At 31.2% G+C, this 17,978-nt stretch carries 14 protein-coding genes and 1 riboswitch; of the genes, 2 read left to right on the top strand and 12 right to left on the bottom strand.

Translation table 11 applies throughout. From position 1 onward, the window contains the following. Positions 1–75: 75 nt before the first annotated feature. The 9 genes from QMG30_RS12395 to QMG30_RS12355 form a co-directional block, all read right to left on the bottom strand. Positions 76–1,257 carry a GNAT family N-acetyltransferase gene (locus tag QMG30_RS12395; RefSeq protein ID WP_281815794.1) on the bottom strand — a complete coding sequence of 394 codons (1,182 nt, stop codon included), beginning with the start codon at positions 1,255–1,257 and terminating at the stop codon, positions 76–78. Between the two features lie 106 nt (positions 1,258–1,363). Then, positions 1,364–2,986, bottom strand: a complete 1,623-nt coding sequence (locus QMG30_RS12390) for a BCCT family transporter (RefSeq protein WP_281815793.1) — start codon at positions 2,984–2,986, stop codon at positions 1,364–1,366. A 604-nt stretch (positions 2,987–3,590) separates the two neighbouring features. After that, positions 3,591–3,830: a thioredoxin family protein gene (locus tag QMG30_RS12385; protein WP_281815792.1), complete on the bottom strand. Its 240-nt coding sequence runs from the start codon at positions 3,828–3,830 to the stop codon at positions 3,591–3,593. Between the two features lie 36 nt (positions 3,831–3,866). Continuing rightward, on the bottom strand, positions 3,867–4,835 hold the full coding sequence (locus QMG30_RS12380) for a permease (protein ID WP_281815790.1): 969 nt from the start codon (positions 4,833–4,835) through the stop codon (positions 3,867–3,869). A gap of 2 nt (positions 4,836–4,837) precedes the next feature. Then, the gene (locus QMG30_RS12375) at positions 4,838–5,143 is read right to left on the bottom strand and encodes an ArsR/SmtB family transcription factor (RefSeq protein WP_281815788.1); all 306 of its coding nucleotides are present in this window, start codon (positions 5,141–5,143) and stop codon (positions 4,838–4,840) included. A 211-nt stretch (positions 5,144–5,354) separates the two neighbouring features. After that, the gene (locus QMG30_RS12370) at positions 5,355–6,956 is read right to left on the bottom strand and encodes a mannitol dehydrogenase family protein (RefSeq protein WP_281815787.1); all 1,602 of its coding nucleotides are present in this window, start codon (positions 6,954–6,956) and stop codon (positions 5,355–5,357) included. Between the two features lie 30 nt (positions 6,957–6,986). Next, a complete protein-coding gene (uxuA, locus tag QMG30_RS12365) occupies positions 6,987–8,054 on the bottom strand; it encodes a mannonate dehydratase (RefSeq protein ID WP_281815786.1) in 1,068 nt (355 codons plus the stop codon). A 229-nt stretch (positions 8,055–8,283) separates the two neighbouring features. Then, the gene (locus QMG30_RS12360; protein WP_281815784.1) at positions 8,284–9,006 is read right to left on the bottom strand and encodes a GntR family transcriptional regulator; all 723 of its coding nucleotides are present in this window, start codon (positions 9,004–9,006) and stop codon (positions 8,284–8,286) included. A gap of 123 nt (positions 9,007–9,129) precedes the next feature. After that, positions 9,130–10,302, bottom strand: a complete 1,173-nt coding sequence (locus QMG30_RS12355) for an NAD(P)-dependent malic enzyme (protein ID WP_281815782.1) — start codon at positions 10,300–10,302, stop codon at positions 9,130–9,132. Positions 10,303–10,651: 349 nt separating this feature from the next. Here QMG30_RS12355 and mnmH point away from each other — a divergent pair, with 349 nt between their 5' ends. Together mnmH and QMG30_RS12345 are read left to right on the top strand one after the other, a co-directional pair. Beyond that, complete coding sequence (mnmH, locus tag QMG30_RS12350; RefSeq protein WP_281815780.1) at positions 10,652–11,716, top strand: tRNA 2-selenouridine(34) synthase MnmH; 1,065 nt, start codon at positions 10,652–10,654, stop codon at positions 11,714–11,716. A gap of 109 nt (positions 11,717–11,825) precedes the next feature. After that, a riboswitch (Lysine riboswitch) is annotated at positions 11,826–12,001 on the top strand. A gap of 77 nt (positions 12,002–12,078) precedes the next feature. Next, positions 12,079–13,590 (top strand): Na+/H+ antiporter NhaC family protein, encoded by a 1,512-nt coding sequence (locus tag QMG30_RS12345; protein WP_281815777.1) that lies wholly within the window; start codon positions 12,079–12,081, stop codon positions 13,588–13,590. A 105-nt stretch (positions 13,591–13,695) separates the two neighbouring features. Here the strand turns inward: QMG30_RS12345 and QMG30_RS12340 are convergent, their stop codons facing one another. Genes QMG30_RS12340 through QMG30_RS12330 form a run of 3 tightly spaced genes read right to left on the bottom strand, consistent with a single transcriptional unit; the run spans position 13,696 to position 17,926 of the window. Then, positions 13,696–14,622 carry a glycoside hydrolase family 113 gene (locus QMG30_RS12340; protein WP_281815775.1) on the bottom strand — a complete coding sequence of 309 codons (927 nt, stop codon included), beginning with the start codon at positions 14,620–14,622 and terminating at the stop codon, positions 13,696–13,698. 16 nt (positions 14,623–14,638) lie between these two features. Further along, positions 14,639–16,879: a glycoside hydrolase family 30 protein gene (locus QMG30_RS12335; RefSeq protein WP_281815772.1), complete on the bottom strand. Its 2,241-nt coding sequence runs from the start codon at positions 16,877–16,879 to the stop codon at positions 14,639–14,641. Positions 16,880–16,903: 24 nt separating this feature from the next. Next, entirely contained in the window at positions 16,904–17,926 is a 1,023-nt protein-coding gene (locus QMG30_RS12330; protein WP_281815770.1) for a glycoside hydrolase family 130 protein, read from the bottom strand. Between the last annotated feature and the right edge of the window lie 52 nt (positions 17,927–17,978).

Genomic DNA, 17,978 nt, shown 5'->3' with positions numbered 1-17,978 from the left:
CATATTATTATTTGATAAGGTAGTCTCTTATAATTTTATTCTTATATTATTTTTATAAAAATTATTGCATTAATACTAAAATCCATCTGTTATGTAAGAACATTTTTTTGGTATGATTTTATTAAGCTTTTCAATTAGATTAATATCATCACATGATACCAATTCTAAATTGAATGCTTCTTCAATGCTTATAAATCCGAAAATAACCTGAGAAAAAACTTGAATCGAACAACTGATGTCAGGTTTTCTGTTTTCATTTTCAGCAACTTGTATTTTGTCATCATCAACTTTTACTTCAAAAACCGTATTGTTCCAACTAGCATACTTATCTTCAATACCTATACTGAAATCTAAACTATGGACATTCCTGAATGGAAACATCTCCAATACTTTCTTGACATTTATTACACGAACCATCATGTATGGCTCTATAACCATCTTCAATTTCTGATTAGTAAGTATCATATCCAGTTTATCATTTTCGGGCATTACAAATTTAACTTTCTCAACCTGTGCCCTATGGACATATATGAAATACAATAACTGTTTTCTTACTTCCAAAGAATCATATACCATTTCTCTAACAACAAATTGGTTATCAATCAATTTATAGAATATATATCCTCTTAATGTATCGTCATCATCAAAAACTCCATAACTGAATACTTTGTTTCCTAAGTTTCTCTCAAATGTAACATCCCATCTAAGATCAGTCCTCTTGCTAGGTCCATTAAAAGAAGAATAATACTTTTCATATACCTGTTTTGCTGCTTGTATATGCTCCTTACCAATTGGCTTCAATGCATATCCCTGACTCTTGAAATGTGATAATCCATCAATATCTAGTTCCATTGCTTTCATTGTGGTTCCATACTCCCAACCATATTTTCTGTAAAAGGAAAAGGAAAACGGAGCAAGCAATGAAAATATTTGATTGTTTTCATTCATGATTTCCAACGATTCAATCAACAATTGGGAAACAACATGATTCTGTCTGGCTTCAGGGAAAGTAGTAACACCCCCGATACCACCCATCTTCACATTAAGACCATTCCAATATATATTGAAATCATTGATTATCAACGAACCTTGTAATTGATTATCTAAAAAGCCTCCTAATATAATTGATTCATCCTTGCCGAACATTTTGTCTAGTTCAAATTCAACTATATCTCTATCTAAATTGAAACAATAACATTGTAAATCAACAAATTTCTGTAATATCTGCTTATCATCAATAATCTTACGAATCTCCATACTCAATACCTCCTAAATACGTTATAGTATTTAATATAGCATTGTTTAATATTGATTTCAATTATATTATTTGATTTTACCAAAATTTTATTAATAGTATTATACATTACTGCTTATATTCAACATCATCATCTAACTTGTCCATTCTTCTCTTAAGCTTGAGTATAGTATTATATTCGTGTTTTTTATAACTTTTCTTAAGTTCCTTCGATAGAGAATACATCATTATTATCAATAATATCGCAAATGGTAATCCTGTGATAACCACTGCTGATTGTATTGTTTTTAAAGCAGCTTCCCCACCAAGAAGTAACACTGATAATGCTATAAGTCCTTCCATTAACGCCCAGAAAACTCTTTGAGTCTTTGGAGAATCTTGCTTACCACCACTTGTCAAATTATCAACAACCAATGATCCTGAATCACTACTAGTAACAAAGAATAATACAATAGCTATAATCGCTACAAAAGAAAATACCATCTGTAAAGCTTTTGAATCAATCATGTATCTAAACATCTCAAACATAGCAGTCGCAATATTACTATCTATAGCTTGTTTGATAACACCACCATGTAAATCATTAGTATAAACACCTGATGCACCTAATATTGTCATAGCTATGGTTATTATGACAGTAGGTAAAGCAACTGTTCCTATCGCTATTTCTCTTATAGTTCTACCCTTAGATATACGAGCTATAAAAGTTCCTACAAAAGGTGTCCAAGAAATCCACCAAGCCCAATAGAATACAGTCCATGTTCCTTGCCATGAGATATCATCTGCTGCAGTTGCCGTAAAAAGTCCTGCGCCAAAAAAGTCCTTTATATACAGTCCCATACTTGACATGTATGTGGATAAAATATAAACAGTTGGTCCAATCAAAAGAATCGCCAATAATAAAACACCACTTATGATTGTATTAGCCTGACTCAATAATTTTATCCCTTTTGATATACCACTTACTACTGATAAAGTTGCAATAAATGTAATAATCACAATTAAAATAATTTGCACAGTTGAACTAACTGGTATACCAAAAACATAATTCATTCCTGAATTAATCTGCTTAGCTCCAAGGCCTAGAGATGTTGCAAGTCCAAATAATACTGCCAATACTGCAAAAGTATCTATAATATCTCCCCATATTCCAAATATCTTATCTTTAATCAATGGGTAGAATAAACTTCTAAAAGAAAAAGGTAACTTCTTGTTATATGCGAAATAACCCAAACCAATTGCTACCAATCCATATAGCGCCCATGCATGAGCACCCCAATGCATATACATAACTTTAAAATTATCAAATGTAGAACCTGAACTTAATCCTTGTGGAATACTTTCATGATAAATAGGTTCTGCTACTCCATAAAAGAATATTCCAATACCGATACCTGCGCTAAATAACATTGCATACCATGAAAAATTATTATACTCAGGTTTTGCTGTAAAACCACCTAACTTTATTCTACCAAGTTTTGATATACCAATAACTAGTAAAAATATAAAAGAAAGATTAATTGTAAGAACATACAGCCAATTAAAATTCTCATTGAGGCCATTATTAATATTATTAAATGTTGTTTTTGATAATTCCGGTTTTGCAATAGTAAATATGATAAAGGCCAAAACTAATATCGCTGATACTATTGATACGAATAAGTTCATATCAAAGCCCCATTTTTTGAAATTTCTAGAATACAATTTTTTGCTTAAATTTTCTTTTTCCATAAAATCCTCCATTTTCTTTAATTTATTTATATAAAAGTGAATCTTTGTCACCAATATTTTTAATATAGTTAAAAAACCACCTTTTTATATTATTCATATAAAAGTCCTTTTTCATTAAATAAAATTAATAAATATTTTTTTATATATAAGAGTTAAAATTTTCCTATTAAAAAAGCACTCCAACTCTTAATTAGATAAGAGTTAGAGTGCTTATGTTTCATATATTACTATACTCACATTATGCCACTACAATAGTAGCATAGTTTCTTGCCTACAACAGAAATAGACCCAAAACAAACCCCAGTTCAAATCAAATATTTTCAAAAATACTTTCTTCTTTTAAGAATGTTATGATGTAATGCGATTTCATTCTACATACTATAACATTTTTGATATGTTTGAATATATACTGCTATGTAACATTATATATCTTGCATATCAAATACTAATATTTTTTACTTCTACTCATCCAGTATTATTCATTATACACTAACTTTGGGATTTTATCAAGTTTTTATAACTATTAGCAATTGTAAGTACTTTTTATATACTATGGTTACTTAATACTCTATGAACAAATATAGTGATATATAGTTATATATAGTTAAATATACTCTTTTAGAATCTTAGTTATTTCTTTTGCCTTTGGTACACGTCCCATGACTTTTACTTCCTCATCAATTACTAGCGCAGGTGTCTTCATAACACCATATGCCATAATATCATTAATCTCCTCTACCTTTACTACTTCTGCTTCTACACCTAGAGTCTCTAGTGCTTCTAGTGTATTCTTATGCAGATTCTGGCAATTTTTACAACCGCCTCCAAGTATTTTTATTAACATTTGTATTACCTCCATATTTTTGTAGAATTTATAATATTACATTAATAAATGCCCAATGAAATTAAATAAATAGCCTGTCAATAATATTCCTATACCTGTTACTATTACAAACCAAACTATTAATTTGGGCTTTATTACTTTTCTAAGTAAAATTAATTCAGGTGCGGATAATGCTGTTACCGCCATCATAAATGCAAGTGCTGTACCTGTTCCCACACCTTTACCTATAAGTGCCTGTGCTATAGGTATTGTGCCCATTGCATTAGAATAAAGTGGGATTCCACATGCTACAGCAAGTATTACAGCAAAAGGATTATTCTCGCCTGCATACTGAGCCAAGAAATCTTCCGGAACCCATCCATGTATAGCAGCTCCTATTCCTATACCAATTATTAAGAACAACCATATTCTTTTAACTATATCTTTAACATTCTGTAATGAAAATGAAATTCTTTCATTAATAGTTAATTCATCTGGATCAATCTGTGCTACATCCATTTTATACACATATTCTTCAACATGCTTCTCCATTTTCATTTTTCCTATTATAAGTCCACCAAGAACTCCTACTATAACACCTGTAATAACATATACAACAGCTAGTTTCCACCCGAATAATCCTAATAAGATAATAAATGCCGCTTCATTAACAATCGGTGAAGTAATCAGAAAAGAAAATGTAAGTCCAAGAGGTACTCCTGCTTCAACAAATCCTATAAATATAGGCACTGAAGAACATGAACAAAATGGAGTTACTATTCCTAGTAATGATGCCATAATATTACCCTTTATACCTTTAAATTTAGCCAGAATCCTCTTAGTTTTTTCTGGTGGGAAATAACTTCTTATATACGAAATTACAAATATCATTATACTTAATAGAATAACAATTTTTATAGTATCATATACAAAAAAGTGTATACTACTCCCTAATTTACTTTCCATTTCCAAGCCAAAAACTTGAGTTACCAGTAGTTTTGCTAAATAATCTAACCAATTAAACATGTCTATTCCTCTCCATTTAACAATCTGTCAATTTCTGTCCTAACCAATCTGTCAACTAATGTAATGATTTCTTTAACTTCACTGTGCTTAATAGTATAGATAACTTTATTACCATCTTTTCTTGTAGTTACTATATCAGCATCTTTCAGAAGTTTTAGATGTTGGGACATATTTGCTTGAGAATACTCGTTATCATCACATAGTTCACATACACAACGTTCTCCATTAAATAATTTTTTTACTATCTCTAGTCTTACAGGATGAGCCAATGCCTTAAGCACATTAACTTCCATACTATCAATCTTCATTAGTAATCCTCCTTTAAGTATATAATAATATTCTTATATAGTTATTTGCTAATATTATATGCCCGTGTTTATTTTTTGTCAATACCCATATCACTAATTTTCTAAATAATTTCCATAGAAATATAAAGTATAGTACTTATTTTAAAAAAAGGATAATTTTTATCATTACAATAAAAATTATCCACAAATTAAATTATATTAAATTGTAAAATCAAATATCTAAATATTTCTTAAGTGCATCTTCTATGGCACCTACTCCAACTACAAGTTCTGTAAATATCTTGACAACTTTTTCAGCTAAATTATATTTATATAAATCCACACCAAATAATTTATCATCTGATAATATAGGTTTCAGTTTATCAGCAAATGGTCCTTTATCTCCTAATTCAATATCCTCAACATATTTACTATACACATCAAGCATTGGATCAGGACTCTTGGTAAAACTGTTTCCCTTATCATCAACACCCATAAGATATCTTATCCATCCGGCAAAGAATAATGGGATATAAGTTAATGATGATACATCTTTACCCGCTTCTACATATGCCTTTAGAGTTTCACCGAATCTAACTGGTATCTTCTGAGATGTATCACAAGCAATCCTCTGTGGTGTATCTTTTAGGAATGGATTAGGAAAACGTTCTTCAATAACTTCTTTAATGAAATCATTAGGATTGATGATACCTGGATCAACTACAACAGGTAACCCTTCTACATATCCTGCTTTCTCAACAAATGCCTTAAGATATTTATTATTCATTTCATCCGATATGGAATTATACCCTAACAAGCACCCATATACAGCTAAGATAGTATGTAAAGGATTAAGGCAAGTACCTACCTTCATCTTCTCTATTTTATCGATGGTTTCCCTATCGGAAAACATCACTCCGCCTTTTTCTAGAGGAGGTCTTTCATTAGGAAATCTATCTTCTATAGCTAAGTATTGTGCTTGTTCAGCATTGACAAAGGAAGAAACATATGTATTTTTACTGGTACATACAATTTCAGTATCTTCAATTCCATCATTTGCTAATATTTCTCTTACATCATCACTTGGTCTAGGAGTAATCTTATCTATCATACTCCAAGTAAAATAGACATATTCAGAATTGTTCATATACTCTCTGAAATCTTCACCAACAAATCCTTTTTCTACCCACTTATCTACAAAAGCACTAACTGCATCATATAATTTAGTACCATTCTGACTACAATTATCCATGCTTACGAATGATACAGGCAATTTGCCTGCTAGATACCTCTTATAACTAAGCATTGCAACTCTACCTATAATACTTTTTGGATTTTCAATGAAATTATTTAGTTCATTATCAACATCAGGAAAATATTCCCCTTTAGCATTAGTCAATGAATAACCTTTTTCTGTTATAGTGAAACTAACCATCTGTAATGAAGGTGATTCAAATATCTCAACTAATCTATCCATACCTTTACTGGCTTCTATAGATTCAGTAACACTCGCTATGACTTTTTTATCTATGTGTCCATCGCTTTTTAGAGTAGCTAGTATACTAAGGTTATCATATGGCGCATAAGCTTTTTCTATGATTTCTTCATCAAAAGCTTCACACACAATGATTCCTGTATCACATAAACCTTCATTTAATAAATCTTGATGTACAGCTGCTGGAAAAGCCCTAAATATATTCCCGGCTCCAAGATGTAGCCATGTTGGATTCTTTTTTGTATTCTGTCTAACTTCTTCAATATTAAAAGAAGGAAGTGTATACCCCTTTTGTTCCCATAATTCTTTATTTTTTAGCTCATTAATAGAAAGCTTCATAATATCACACTCCATTAAATTGATTTTTTATTACTTACTCATCTTTCCTATTGCTTCCCATAGTCCTAATATATATTGACTTCCAAGAGCTCTATCATACAAACCATAACCCGGCATAGCAACTTCATCCCATATCATTCTACCATGATCCGGACGAGCTGGTCCATCAAATCCTATATCGTATAGAGCTTTCACGATTTCAAACATATCCATAGAACCGTCAGAAGATAGATGTGCCGCTTCTTCGAATACGCCCTTACTTTCATGCTTCATGTTTCTAATATGTGCAAAGTGTATTCTACCTTCAAGGGAACGAATGATTTCTGGTATATTATTATTAGGATTAGTTCCTAATGAACCTGTACAGAGAGTAACACCATTATATGGACTGTCCACTTCTTTTACCATACGTTGTATAGTATCTTGATTAATGATGATTCTTGGCAACCCGAATACACTCCATCCTGGATCATCTGGATGTATTGCCATCTTTACACCATATTTTTCACAAGTAGGCATTATGGCATTAAGAAAATATTTTAGATTCTCGAATAGCTTTTTCTCATCAACATCTTTGTACATTTCAAAAAGCTCTTTAACTTTAGCCATTCTTTCAGGTTCCCATCCTGGAAGTTCGAATCCATTAGTACTCTGTCCAAAACTCTCGAACATCTTATCAGGTTGAATGTTGTCAATAACATTCTGGTCATATGCCAATACAGTAGAACCATCATTTCTTAATTTAGCTAAATCAGTACGTGTCCAGTCAAAAACAGGCATGAAATTATAGCATACCATGTTAATACCTTCATCTGATAGATTCTTGAGTGTATTTATGTATCTTTCAATATATTCATCTCTCTCAGGCAACCCAATTTTGATTGCATCATGGATGTTAACACTTTCTATACCATATATCTCTAAACCACCGTTTCTAACTTCATTATTCATAGCTTGAATTCGTTCTCTCGACCACTCTTCTCCCGCAGGCAAATCATATAAAGTTGTGATTACTCCTTTTATTCCAGGGATCTGCTGAATATTTTTTAGAGTTACCGAGTCATGTCCCGTACCATACCACCTAAATGACATTTTCATATAATTTTTACCACCTTTTTATATATTATTGTTGACTCAACTTTTCCACCGTTAATCAACTTACCTGCATAGAATATTGAACTGGAAAAGTTGAGTAATTGATAAATTCATGGTATCATACTTGTATGGTAGTGTCAATAGTATATTAGCTAGTAAAAAAAGCCTTTAATCGTTGAACTTTATGTTAACAATCAAAAACTTTATATATATGTTACATGAATATATGATTTTATTTATTTTTCAAATCTGAAAATAGATTATCACCAAAAATATTATCATCATCTATGGCTTTAAAGTATTCTGGATATTTTTCGAAAACTTCATCTTCTTCAATAATTATTTTCCTAATATGATGTTTCAATATCTTTTTTGCTGATTCATAGTCATTATCGACAATTCTATCAATCAGTTCCTGATGCTGTTCTATAACATTAATAGATATATCTTCCATCCAAGCTGTGATCAATCTAATTCTATAATAATGTCCAGAAGCATTTTCTATAATATTCCAGCACATGTTTTTATTGGTCTCATCAAAAGTAATCTTATGGAACATATTATCATATTCCATGAATTTATCGTATTCCTTTTTCTCAAGAGCATCTTTCTGCTTTTCTAGATTCTTTTTCATCTTATAAATGCTATCTTCTGTTTTACATTTCATAAATAGCTCCAAAACTCCACACTCTAGAATCTCTCGTAAAAATCTTTCTTCTTCAACTCTTTTCATATCTATTTTAGATACAATTGTTCCTTTCTGGGGTACTATATATACAAGACCATCTTTTGATAGTTTTATAAATGCTTCTCTGACAGGTGTTCTACTTACTTCCATCCTAGCAGATATATCCTTTTCGCTCATAATCGTTCCAGGTAGTAAAGTCATGTTAATTATATTTTTATATAAAGTACTATAAACTGCATCTCCTATGCTTTTTCTATTTTCTCTCATAATTTTCACCTTTTCATTTATTATTTACGTATTAATCATTATATACCTAATTTACACATTTCAATAATTCATGTAAAAAGGCGATTAAAAACTCATTGATACATCAATATAGTATTTTTTCTGTTATTTTCTTACTATATCAGTTTCTATTGCCTTCTTAGCTACAGCCTCTGCTACGGCATTGACTACACGTTCATCAAATGGCGAAGGTACGATATAATCTTCTCTGAGTTCATTTTCATCAATGACACCTGCAATAGCATATGCAGCAGCTAATTTCATTTCTTCATTTATCTGCATAGCTCCAATATCAAGAGCTCCTCTAAATATACCAGGAAAAGCCAGTACATTATTTATCTGATTAGGATAATCACTTCTTCCTGTACCTATAATTCTAGCACCCGCTTCTCTAGCCTTTTCAGGAGTGATTTCTGGTTCAGGATTAGCCATTGCGAATACGAATGGGTTATCATTCATGGATTCTATCATTTCTTTTGAAACAATGTTACCAGCGGATACACCAACAAATACATCGGCATTTTTCATTGCATCTGCCAAATTACCTTCTACATCATTTTTATTAGTAATAACAAGTATCTCTTTTTGTAGAAAATCCAAATTCTCACGTTTTGAATTGATGATTCCATCTATATCAACAGAAATGATATCTCCTACACCATAATTATGGATCATACGTACAATAGAGCTGCCAGCTGCTCCAGCTCCACTAACAACGACTTTCAATTCTTTTGGATCTTTCTTAGTCAATTTGCAAGCATTCAGTAACGCAGCTGTCACAATAATTGCTGTACCATGTTGATCATCATGGAATACAGGAATATCAAGTTCTTCTTTTAATCTTCTTTCGATTTCAACACATCTTGGTGCTGATATATCCTCAAGATTGATACCTCCAAGAGAAGGTGCCAGATTTTTACATATATTAATTATCTCATTAGTATCTTGAGTATCAAGACATAATGGGAAAGAATCCACATTAGCGAAATTCTTAAAAAGAATTGATTTTCCTTCCATAACAGGTAATGCAGCTTTCGGTCCAATATTACCCAAACCAAGAACTGCTGAACCATCAGTGATAACTGCTACCATATTACCTTTGGATGTATATTTATATATATTCTTTTCATCCTCTACAATCTTTCTGCAAGGCTCAGCAACACCTGGTGAATATGCAAGACTTAATTCTTCTTTATTAGTAACTTGTACTTTTGAATTAATTTCAATCTTACCTTTTTTTTCTTCATGTAGTTTTAGTGATTTTTCGTAGACATTCATTTTACGCCCTCCTGATATATAGCAAATAATTTGTTATTTTAATTTTTCAATTGAATGCTTAAATTATAGTATAGATTGATATGTTATGCAAACACATCATATGTAATATAAATTCTCATATCCTTTTTTATTAGTATAAATGTATTAAGCCCTTTGATATAAAAGTTAAATAATATAAATATACCAATTAATTTTATATATTTATCATTGAAATTTATTATAATATTACTGTATACTATAGTGTAAAAGAAATTTTAATAAATTATACACCTTATTATAATATAGACATTATTACTAATCAATGTTTTTATAGGCGCAAACAATAATCTTTCGAAAAGAGGAAATCACAATGGAAACCATATCTATTGATAAATGCTTAAATATGGATAGAGTTATATTTATAGATGTAAGAACCACTAAAGAATATGAAGAAGGAACTATACCTGGAGCTATCAATATACCCATATTCAATAATGATGAAAGAGCTTATCTTGGAGATACTTATGTTAATGTAAATAAATTGACTGCCAAAGAAGAAGGATTCGAAATAGCTTCTCACAAATTACCTGAAATCTATAAAAAAATCAAACAAATAGGAAAAGGTTATAGTAAGATAATTATTTTTTGCTGGAGAGGTGGCCTTAGAAGCAAATCTATAGCTACAGTTATGTCTCTGATGAACTTACCTGCTTACCAATTAGAAGGCGGATACAAAGCATACAGAACTTACGTATTGAAAGAGTTTGAAAAAAGAACTAAAATCCCATCACCCTATATAGTATTACATGGTTATACAGGATGTGGCAAAACTCTATTATTGAAAGCTCTAGAAAAGAAAGAAATGCCAGTCCTTGATCTTGAAGGATTAGCTAATCACCGTGGTTCTGCTTTTGGAGGAGTAGGTCTTGGGGAACAACCTCCACAAAAAGTTTTTGAAGCTAATGTTTACGATAAGACTATATGTTTCAAAGATTCGCTTGTGTTCGTTGAAGCAGAAAGTACTAAGATAGGTAAACGAATTGTTCCCTCTTTCGCTATCAATCACATAAAGACAGGGATTCACGTTCTTGTTAATTTAGACAAAGATATACGGATAAAAAGGCTGCTAGATGATTATATGAACAATAGTGGTTCTGTTAAAGATAATCTTTCCTTCATTAATAATTCTTTGGACTCCATAAAACCATATATGTCAAATAATGACTTTAATACTATGAAAGAATACCTCAATGATAATAATCTATATGATTTTGTAGGGCTTCTTCTGGATAATTATTATGATCCTATGTATAAAAAATGGAAGAAATATTACGGTACATTTGATTATGAAATTGATTCTGGCAATATAGATGATGCAGTCAATGAATTAATAAAAATATATGATATAGAAAATAAAGAAAATACTAAAAAATAAAACAATTTTAATATTGTAATATATTTCTACTATAAATTAATACAAAACCATAATTATCACTTGACACAGTACTTCGTACTCCTGTATAATTCAATACTGACAATAGAATACGTATAATAGAGGCGCAGTGATTAATAGTACTCATATTGAGCTAGGTAAGCTATGATATATGATGAAAGGATGATCTGCCGAAGCATTATTTTTTTACCAGAAGATAATGTTGGAGTTAAGTTTAATAGACTTATCACTCTCGCTACTTAATGTAGTGAAGGCGCTATTGAATAAGATATATTTCAGACAATAGTGTTGACTATTGTCTTTTTAATTGTTGCACTTTTTTATAAAATTATTAGGAGGATTCTATGGAACTATTATTAAGTTTAGTACCAGCATTAATAATGATTATTTTAGTTATTATAACTAAAAAAGTTATTATGTCACTATCAGTAGGTATACTCATTGGTTCACTGATTGCACATAGTTTTAATGTACTAGAAAGTATTTCATACATAGGTACAACTATTTGGGATATCATAACTGATTTTTCATGGCATATGCCCATTGTTGGATTTTTATTGTTACTTGGTATTATAACCACATTATTAACAATAACTAACTCTACAAAAGCTTTTGCTGATTTTGCTGTATCAAAAATAAAAAATAAAAAAGCAGCTCAAATTGTTGCATGGTTATTAGGAATTGTAATTTTTATTGATGACTACTTTAATGCTCTAGTTATAGGTGAAGTATCTAAACCTATCACAGACCGTTACAGTATCAGTCGTGCTAAACTATCCTATATCATCGACTCAACAAGTGCTCCTGTTGTTATTTTATTACCTATATCAACATGGGGAGCATATATAATCGGTATTCTTACTGACGTTTTCAAAAATGAAAATTATACAGTAACTACAGGGACTGGGGCTTACTGGCAGATGATTCCTATGCAGTTCTATGCGATTGTTGCACTTATTATGGTATTCATAGTTATTAAGTTCAATATTAATATAGGAAAAATGAAAACTTATGAAATAAATGCAGAGAAAAATAATGACATAAGTTGCTCTCAATCAGCCGAAAACATATCCCATGTAAAACCCGTAACTAATAAAGGCTCAAAGTGGGCATTAATAATTACGATCATTTCATTAATCGTTTTAATTCTAGGCGGGATGCTCTACGATGCAAATTGGGACATTAGCAAAATGCTTACTGTTGATATTACTCTTCCATTATTTAGGGGTTCTGTTATAACTACAGTTATAGCTATTATATTTGCTGTATCTACTAGAGAAGTCTCTTTCAAACATCTTCTACGTGCCGCTAAAACAGGAATAGGCTCAATGCTTCCTGCCTCAATCATTTTAATAACCGCTTGGACATTAGTTGAAGTTATTGATAAACTTAATACTGGTCAATATCTAGCTGACTGGATAGTCAAGTCACAAATAAATCCTAGTTTATTGATACCTATCATGTTTTTAATTGGAGGTTTCATTGCATTTATGACTGGTACCAGCTGGGGAACGTTCGGTCTATTATTACCTATTGCTGGTAAAATATTAGCTGTAAGCAGTCCTGCACTTATGTTACCTGCTATGGCCGCTGTCTTAAGTGGTGCTATTTTAGGAGATCATTGTTCACCTATTAGTGATACAACTGTCCTGTCAGCCACAGGTGCTCAAGCAAAGCTTGATGCACATTTCACATCGCAACTACCATATGCATTAATTTCTGGGCTAATATCTTTTATAGCCTTCATAACATATGGATTGACAGAAAGTTTATTAATAAGCTATGTAGTAATAATAGTAGAATTTATAATATTCATATATATCATAAAAAAGATATCTAAACCGATTACTAATTAATATCTTTCAAAATATTATAAAATAATATGGTTGAATATAAAGGGAAAAATACTTAGATAGATTACTGTCTAAGTATTTTTGTTTAATTAATAGTTTTTACATAAATCAAAGTGAATAATTCTCCTTGATAACTTTTTCAGCAGGTTTTCCAAAAACATTATATCCATCATCAAGTACTGCTTCTTCCTCTTTATATAATAACGTACTCCAGTCCCATAGTCCAAAACCATTTATCCATTTTCTTAGCTTTGTTTTATCAAATAATACTCTATAATATTCTTCCTGTTCTTGTAAATCCACATCGCCAACAAGCTTCCAATTATTTGGTTCATAAGAAGAACCCTTTCTGCTAGGACATCCAGTCTCAGCAAAAAAGAATGGCTTATTATATTTATATATAACTTGTTCGATTCTGTCTAATTGATTATCAAAATCATTAATTGGATAATAGCCACTAGAAGATATGACATCTAATGCATCCCACCACTTAACATGATCTTCTTGGTATTTATCCGTATTATAAGTGATTAGTCCTTTATATTCATTTCTTACATCTTGGATAAGTTTTCTCCACTCTCTTTCACGTCTTTCGGTTTGTACCATTTCACAACCTATAATTATCATCATACATTTAGTTTTTTCTGCAATTGCTGCATAATGAAGTTGATATTCGGTATAACTTCTAAACCAATCACTCCATTTTGGTTCACAAGGAGCATCCATATCAAAGAAATTGATATAAGCTCGCCATGTCCCATCTTTCACATTAACAGTAGGTTTTAATATTACTTCTAATCCTAACTTCTTAGCATATGCAATCATTTCTATCAATTCTTCATCGCTAACCATATGATTTCCTGTATAATCAATTTCAATTGATTGAGCAGTATCTTGCAATGCAGCTAGAGCAATGATGACAGTATTGACATTGGTTCGCTCTTTTAACAATCTCATTGATTGTTTTGCTTCGTACTTCAAGAAATCTCCTTTATTACTCATAAAACCATATGTAAATCCTTTAATATATTTCAATTGAAATCCCCCTCTGTCATTTTCCATTGCTGTAAATGTTTAGTTCTGAAAGTTGACGGTCCCATGGATGAGGACCACCACCGTATATTTCTATTTTAAGATATTTTGTGTCATCTGTAATATCATCAATTGGGGAATATAATGTCCTATTCCATTTATTTTGAGTACTTACTGGTGAAGTGTGCTCAGTACTGATTTCAGACCAATCAACATTATTTGATGATCCAAAGAATTTAATACAAGGAAAATCAATAAAATAGTAAGCTTTTAGTGTGAAATCAGTAATATGGTTATCTTCGCCATCCAATTTATATGTTAAAAACTCTGAAGTAGAAGTAGTTCTACACGCTCTTGATTCATCTTGTTCAAAGTTATCATTATTAGTTGTATCGAATGCAATATTACTTGATTTTTCGTATACTTTACTCCAATCATCATATGTATCTGTTATAATGGCTGGTTGTTCATTGCTTAATATATTAATCTGAGCAAGTTGTTTATTCCAAACATTACCATTCCCTGTAAATTCAACTTTTAGATAATTAGTACCATCTATTATATCATCTAGTGGTGAAAATTTAGTTTGATACCATTCTGCAGACGTAGCGAAACTAGGAGTATGAATAACATCTAATGGTGTCCATGTTACATTATCTGGTGATGTAAAAAAAGATATTTCATCTAAACTATTATCACGATAATATATATTCCCTAAGAAATCTTTTATGTTATTATTATGATATATAATATATCCACTCTCACTATTCGTTCTTGTAGCTCTTGAATAATCCTGTTCAAAATTTCCTTTACAAGTATCATTATCCAAAGTCCAATTATCACTACGTGAATCTATCTTAGACCAATCATCCAATTTATCAACCATAGACCATTGTTTTACTGGACTTGGTTCTGAACCTTGAGTTCCCACCAAAGTGGTAACACTTCCAGCTCCTAACGATACTGTAAAATTGCCATTTGACAACTGTATATCATCATACTTTTGTAAATTAACATCTGCATTCGTTACATATGGAGTTATTTTACCAGCATTAAACTCTGAAAGAGTAATGTTAATAACATGATTGGTATCACTTTCATTAATTGCAACAATAGTAAAATCTCCTGTTTCCTCATCTTTATAGGCTGATAACTTAACATCTGATATAGGATTCTCTGTAATACCGATTCTTACATAACCGGGTTTTATAAAACGGCTATAGTTACCCAACACATATAGTTTTTTACTTGTTTCATATGTACCATTTTCCAAATCAATTCGTATCAGTCCTTCACCTTTATCAGCATTATAGACACCTAGCCAATATAGGAAAGCATTTACATCTGCTTTTGCTAGAAATTTATGTATTACATTCGCCCAAAACAAACCATCATTCATATCTGTCAAAAAAGACTTTTGTGGGTCTGATAATTCTGTCATCCAAACTCTTTTTCCTTTTTCTTTTGCTCTTGAAAGCGGACGGATTATGCCTTGATATTGATGAGCTCCAACAATATCAAGTCTTGAACAAGCATCAGTATCATCTAGAGCTTTTCTTACAAGGAAATCACTCCAATTAGAATCTTCAGCGGCAATTACCTTAGAAGTTATATTTTCACGTTCAAAAGAAGGTTTCAGATTATTTTTTAAAAAATCTCTGATTTCACTTGATTTCCAACAACAAGACTGCCATTTTGCTGGAAATACAGGTTCATTAGCAATAGATACAGCATACATATCTAAATCATGTAATTCTTTATATCCCTTTATATACCCAGCGAGAAAATCAGCATATTGTTGAAAGCATTCCTCTTTTAATGAACCACCTATAATTGAATTATTTGTCTTCATCCAAGCTGGAGGACTCCAAACAGTTCCAATCAACTTATCTACTCCTCTTTTCTTAGCTTCCTTCATTGCCCATGCCTGCGCTTCATCACTAGAAAAATTCCAAGTACCATCTTCTGATAGAATATGTCCATATATTTCACTTCTGAAAATAGTCAATCCTATACCTTTTTCATTAGAAAATAATAAATCCAATATTTCAGTTCTTTCAGGCTCAGGCATATCTTTCCAATAACCAGCATAAGCTGCAGCTGAAACTCCGAAGCCATCAATTTCTTGTTTTATATCATTCCAATTAATATTTACAGTAGTTGCAGCATAAGTTGGTATTGTTGATGGAATAATCATCGATATAATAAGTGATACAGTAAGTATAGAACACACTAGACTTCTTTTACATTTAATCTTCATTTTATTGCCTCCCCATAATTATTATTAAATTCTACCTAAATGTTGATCTCCTTCAATTGCTTCATGAGTATCTATAACATAATTCACAATATCTTTAACATTAGTAAATGCTACTCCTACATATGTATCTGCTGCCCCATAATAAATTGCGATTCTACCAGTATCAGCATCATGTAATGTTGCACATGGAAATACTACATTATCAACAAATCCTTTTTCTTCATACCATTTTTCAGGAGTTAAAATAAAATTACCCGAACGATATTTAACTTTTGAAGGTTCATCTATATCAAGAATAGCGGCTCCCATACTATAAACATATCCATTACATGTATTTACAACACCATGATAGAATAACAGCCAACCTTCGCTAGTTTCTATTGGCACAGCTCCACCGCCAATTTTCATTGATTGCCACCATCCATTACCACCTTTACTCATAACGTGACGATGTTTACCCCAGAATTTCAAATCTTTGCTTTCACTTAAGAAAATATCTCCGAAAGGAGTATGTCCACTGTCACTTGGACGAGATAATAAAATGAAATTACCATTAATTTTTCTAGGGAACAACACTCCATTTCTATTAAAAGGCAAAAATGGATTTTCCAATCTTACAAAAGTCTTAAAATCTTTAGTTTTCGCCATTCCTATGGTCGGACCGAAGAAATCTGTACACCACATAATGTAATAAGTATCTTCAACTTTAACTAATCTTGGATCATAAGCGTAACGTGGCTGATATGGTTTACCATCTTCATCAATAAAATCGATTCCCTCTTCTTCTATTTCCCAATCTACTCCATTTTCACTCCATCCAAGATGTAAAAGAGGACGACCATTAATTGGTTCAGCTCTCAAAACACCTACAAATTTATTATCATACGGCATAACCGCACTGTTAAAAATTCTAGAAACGCCCTTAATTGGATTACGATTGATTATTGGATTTTCTGTATATCTCCATACTGGATCACATTTTCCTTTTGGTCTATCCTGCCAAGGCATATTTGATAAACTTTCTCCTATAATTTTTACTTCTTTCATTTTTAAATCTCCTTTCATAATTATTCCAGATATCTATTAGATATTTTATTAG

The sequence above is a fragment of the Vallitalea longa genome (genome assembly GCF_027923465.1).
Taxonomy (GTDB): domain Bacteria; phylum Bacillota; class Clostridia; order Lachnospirales; family Vallitaleaceae; genus Vallitalea; species Vallitalea longa.
This window is presented reverse-complemented; position numbering and strand designations above follow the sequence as displayed.